The 4,449-nt window shown below is 62.9% G+C and carries 3 protein-coding genes and 1 pseudogene; 2 read left to right on the top strand and 2 right to left on the bottom strand.

Features of this window, described 5'->3' with window-relative positions:
- Both EOA75_RS29370 and EOA75_RS29375 read right to left on the bottom strand, forming a co-directional pair.
- Positions 1-788: spermidine/putrescine ABC transporter ATP-binding protein (locus EOA75_RS29370; protein ID WP_164747640.1), on the bottom strand; the 788-nt coding region annotated here is incomplete at its 3' end.
- Positions 789-931: 143 nt separating this feature from the next.
- Positions 932-2,590, bottom strand: coding sequence for an amidohydrolase (locus tag EOA75_RS29375; RefSeq protein ID WP_095823579.1), 1,659 nt, complete (start codon positions 2,588-2,590; stop codon positions 932-934).
- A 168-nt stretch (positions 2,591-2,758) separates the two neighbouring features.
- On the opposite strand from EOA75_RS29375, the gene EOA75_RS29380 reads away from it, so the two are divergent.
- On the top strand, positions 2,759-3,790 hold the full coding sequence (locus EOA75_RS29380; RefSeq protein WP_095800428.1) for a histone deacetylase family protein: 1,032 nt from the start codon (positions 2,759-2,761) through the stop codon (positions 3,788-3,790).
- A 411-nt stretch (positions 3,791-4,201) separates the two neighbouring features.
- Positions 4,202-4,449, top strand: a pseudogene (locus EOA75_RS29385) (LuxR family transcriptional regulator); the annotation flags it as partial.

Here is a 4,449-nt window from a genome sequence, read left to right on the forward strand (position 1 = left end):
GTGGCGCGCCCATCGGCCACGCTTTTCACTTCGCCCTTGAGGAAATTGCTCTCGCCGATGAAATCGGCGACGAAGCGTTCCGCCGGCTTGTCGTAGATGTCGCGCGGCGTGCCGACCTGGAGGATCTTGCCGGCCGACATCACCGCGATGCGGTCGGACATGGTCAGCGCTTCTTCTTGGTCGTGGGTGACGAAGATGAAGGTGATGCCGGTCTCGTGCTGCAGCCGCTTCAGTTCGATCTGCATCTCCTTGCGCAGCTTGTAGTCGAGCGCCGAGAGCGGCTCGTCGAGCAAGAGCACCTTCGGCTGTGGCGCGAGCGCCCGGGCGAGCGCCACGCGCTGCTGCTGGCCGCCCGAGATCTGGCTGGTGCGGCGCGCCTTGAGCGCCTCCATCTTGACCAGTTTCAGCATCTGAGCGACCCGTGCCTCGATTTCGCCCTTGGGCTTGCCGAGCATCTCCAGACCGAAGCCGATGTTCTGCGCCACCGTCATGTGCGGGAAGAGCGCGTAGCTCTGGAAGACGGTGTTGACGGGTCGCTTGAACGGCGGCAGCGGCGCGATGTCCTGGCCGTGCAGCATGATTTCGCCGGCGCTTGGGAAATCGAAGCCGGCAATCAGTCTCAAAAGCGTCGTCTTTCCGCATCCGGACGGGCCGAGCAGCGTGAAAAACTCGTTCTCGCGGATCGAGACGGACACCGTGTCGAGAGCGGCTACCTGGTTTTCACCGGTTCCAAATACTTTTCGTACGCCGCGAACTTCGATCGCGTTCTTACCCGGTTGTTCCGGCACGATTACCCCATTGAGAGAGCCTGCTCTTGGCGGCAGGTGCGTTCCTGTTTGATTGTCACCATAAGCCGACCGGCTTGGCAACTGCGGAGCTGCTACTCGTTTTTTTAACGCAATACCCATGCCAGCCTCAGGCCTAGTCAATCCTAAGCTTGGAAAGTGATCTTGCCGCCACAGATGGTGGTGACCGGCCGCACGGTGTGCAGCGCCTCCGGCGCCGTCTTCTCGATATCGGCCGACAAAACCACGATATCGGCGAGGTATCCGGGCTTCAGGCGCCCCTTGCGGTGTTCCATGAACTCGGCATAGGCGCCTTCGACCGTGTAGCCGGCAATCGCTTCATGCAGCGAGAAGCTCTGGTCCGGCAGGCCTTCTGCCCAAGGTTTGCGCAAGACCGCCGCCTGGATGCCCAGGATCGGGTCAACCGGCGAGACCGGCCAGTCGGATGCGAAGACGACCCGCGCGCCGGCATTCTTCAAGGTGCGCCAGGCATAGCTCAGCGGCCACTTATCGTGGCCAATGCGCGAGATCGTCGGCTCCAGCGGGAAATTCATCGCGCCCGGCGGATGCGGCGGCTGCATCGAGGCGAGCACGCCGAGCTCGGCGAAACGCGGCACATCGGACGGGGTGATCACTTCGATGTGCTCGATGCGGTGCCGGCTGTCGCGCCTGCCGTTTTTCTTCGCTGCCGCCTGGTAACCGTCGAGCACGGCGCGCACCGCTCCGTCTCCGATCGAATGAACGGCGATCTGCAGGCCGCGCCTGTCGGCTTCGACCGCAACCTCGGCGAAATGCTCGGGGGAAAAAAGCGGCTCGCCGCGCCAGCCCGGACGGTCGGCATAATCGTCGACCATCACCGCAGTCCAGGAATCCAGCACCCCGTCGTAGAAGACCTTGACCATGCCGGACGACAGCCACTCGGAATTGTACGCCGCCGCCATGCGCGAGGCTTTTTCCAGCATGTCCAGCTTCATGAAATTCTTGAAGTGGAACGGGATCTTGGTGCGGCAGATGAGCCGTCCTTCCTCTTGCAGCCCGGCGAGCAGCTCGAGCTGGTAGAGGTTGCCGTCCATGTTCTGGATCGAAGTGATGCCGTGCTTTGCGCACCACTCGAGCCCGCGGTGCATGAGATCGCCGTCGGCGGCAAGCTCCGCTGCCGACGGATAGGGATCCGGCTCCGCACCTTCGAGGCCGAGCCGTGTCCGGTTCGCGCCGAAATGGTCGAGCACGGGACCGAACGCCTCGCCTTCGCGCAACTCGCCGGCGGCAAGTCCGTCCGCGCCCATGACGATTTCGTTGCCTGGTCCCACCTGCTTGCCATGCAGCAGGCCGGCCTCTTCCAGCGCCTTGGTGTTTGCCCACATCGTGTGATGGTCGGAGGCCGACATGGCGAAGGGCCGGTCGGGAATGATACGGTCGAGGTGATGGCGGGTCACCGGCTCGGGCAGGATCGCATAGTCTACACCGGCGCCGAGCAGCAGCCCGGCTTTCGGACGCTTCGCCGCAAAGCCCCGGATCGCGTCGCGAAGCGCGTCGAAGCCCTGCACGCCTGCCAGATGCAGATTGTCGAGCTCGGCCGCGCCGCCGAACAAATGCATGTGCGCTTCGATGAAGCCCGGCAGGACGGAGCCGCCCTGAGCATCGACGACACGAGTGGCAGGGCCTTTGCAGTCGCGGACGCTATCGCGATCTGCGATCGCAATTATCTTATCACCTTTGATGGCAATGGCCTGGGCGGCGGGGGTATCCGGATCCATCGTCAATATGCTGGCGTTCTCGACGATAAGATCGGCCGTTTGCGGCATCATTTTCTCCCATTTGTGCCTAGGCTAGCAGAGTATTGGCGTCTGGCAAGCCGTCCCATGCTGGCCCGAACGACAAACTGAAATGCCCCTTGGCGGCGCCGGAACTCTCTGCCACAAAGCTGTTTGAGGCCCCGAAACCAGAACTCGAACAGCGAGCCAACTCCCAAAATGAAGACAGTTTTTTCACCGCTTCACGCCGGTCACGCCGGCCAGATGGAATTGGTCACCTCGGCGATCGTGCCGGGTTTCGAGAAGCCATCGCGGGCCGAATTCATCAAGGCAAGGGTGGAAAGCGAGAAGCTGGGGCCGATCATCGGGCCGGTCGAGCACGACCTTGCCGCCGCCAAGCGCGTGCATGAAGCGCACTACATCGATTTCCTGCCGACGGTTTGGCCGGAATGGGTCGCCGCCGGCTTCAAGGGCTCGGCGATGGGCTTCACCTGGCCGACGCGCGGCCTGCGCGGCGATGTCCCGCCGAAGCGCATCGACGCCCTGCTCGGCTACTATTCCTTCGATGCCGGCGCCACTTTCGTCGAAGGCACATGGAAGGCGATCAAGTCATCCTATGACGTCGCGCTGACGGCGGCCGCCCTGGTCAAGGGCGGCGAGCGGACCGCCTTCGCGCTCTGCCGCCCGCCCGGCCACCACGCCGGCGCTGCCTTCATGGGCGGCTACTGCTTCATCAACAACGCCGCCGTCGTCGCGCAATGGTTCCGCGACCAGGGCGCAAGCCGTGTCTCGATCCTCGATGTCGATTACCACCACGGCAATGGCACGCAGGAGATTTTCTATCGCCGCGGCGACGTCCAGGTGCTCAACCTGCATGGCGATCCGATGGTCGAGTACCCCTTCTTCCTTGGCCATGCCGACGAGCGCGGCGAGGATGAAGGCGAAGGCTTCAACGTCAACTACCCGATGCCCTTCGGCACCAACTGGGACGGCTGGAACGCAGCGCTGGAAGACGCCTGTGCCAAGCTTGCCGCCTATGCGCCGGACGTGGTCGTGGTCTCGCTCGGCGTCGACACCTTCGAGAAGGATCCGATCAGCCAGTTCAAGCTGAAGAGCGAAGACTATCCCAAGATCGGCCGGCGCATCGCCAAGCTCGGCCTGCCGACGCTGTTCGTCATGGAAGGCGGCTACGCGGTTGAGGAAATCGGCATCAACGCCGTCGGCGTGCTGACCGGCTTCGAGGACCGCTGAGCCATATCTGATTGAAAGGACGCGCTTCCGCCTGCAACGGACGTCACCGGGAAATCGGCTCGATTCAGCTCTGAAGCCACCCCCAAGCAACGCGATGAGCAGCCGCTGAGTCGCAACAAGAGTCCAGCGGATTCGATTTTGTCAAATCGCGTTTGATGTCGGATTCATCTGCGGGTAGATTAGACCCGAATCAGCCGGTCCACGGGGGGCGCGGCGACCACCCAAAGTCTCAAGTTCCGGCGTCCTGCCGGTACCAGACGCGGACGGCTTCGCGTTCCCTGTAAGGATTCGGCTCGGTTGGGCGCTGTGCGCGCCCGTGGGTGTGTCTTCGTAAACGTGACGCGTTTCGGGTCCGAGCGCTGGCCAATGCCAGCACCGGGCGCAAGGATCGATTCCGGTCAGAATATCAAAATGAGCAGTCCCGCCGCGATTCTTCATTCCGACGCTTCAGGCTCGCGCCTGGCGTCGCGCGGCGATCTCACCAGTTTCTTCATGCAGCTTTCAGCCGATATCGGCGCCGACAGCTATATGTTGGTCGCCATGGTGCACGATCAGGATCGAAACGACGCGCGTATCGTGTCGTCGAACTGGATTTTCGACGCCATCGAGTTGATCGGCAAGCGGCTGATTGCCAATCTCGCGCTCGGCCCGCTGACGGC

This window comes from Mesorhizobium sp. M1A.F.Ca.IN.022.07.1.1 (assembly GCF_003997575.1).
Taxonomy (GTDB): Bacteria; Pseudomonadota; Alphaproteobacteria; order Rhizobiales; family Rhizobiaceae; genus Mesorhizobium.

Bases quoted from the DNA above. Each gene is read 5' to 3' on its own strand.
- EOA75_RS29375 (WP_095823579.1), bottom strand. From the start codon at position 2,590: ATGCCGCAAACGGCCGATCTTATCGTCGAGAACGCCAGCATATTGACG.
- EOA75_RS29380 (WP_095800428.1), top strand. From the start codon at position 2,759: ATGAAGACAGTTTTTTCACCGCTTCACGCCGGTCACGCCGGCCAGATG.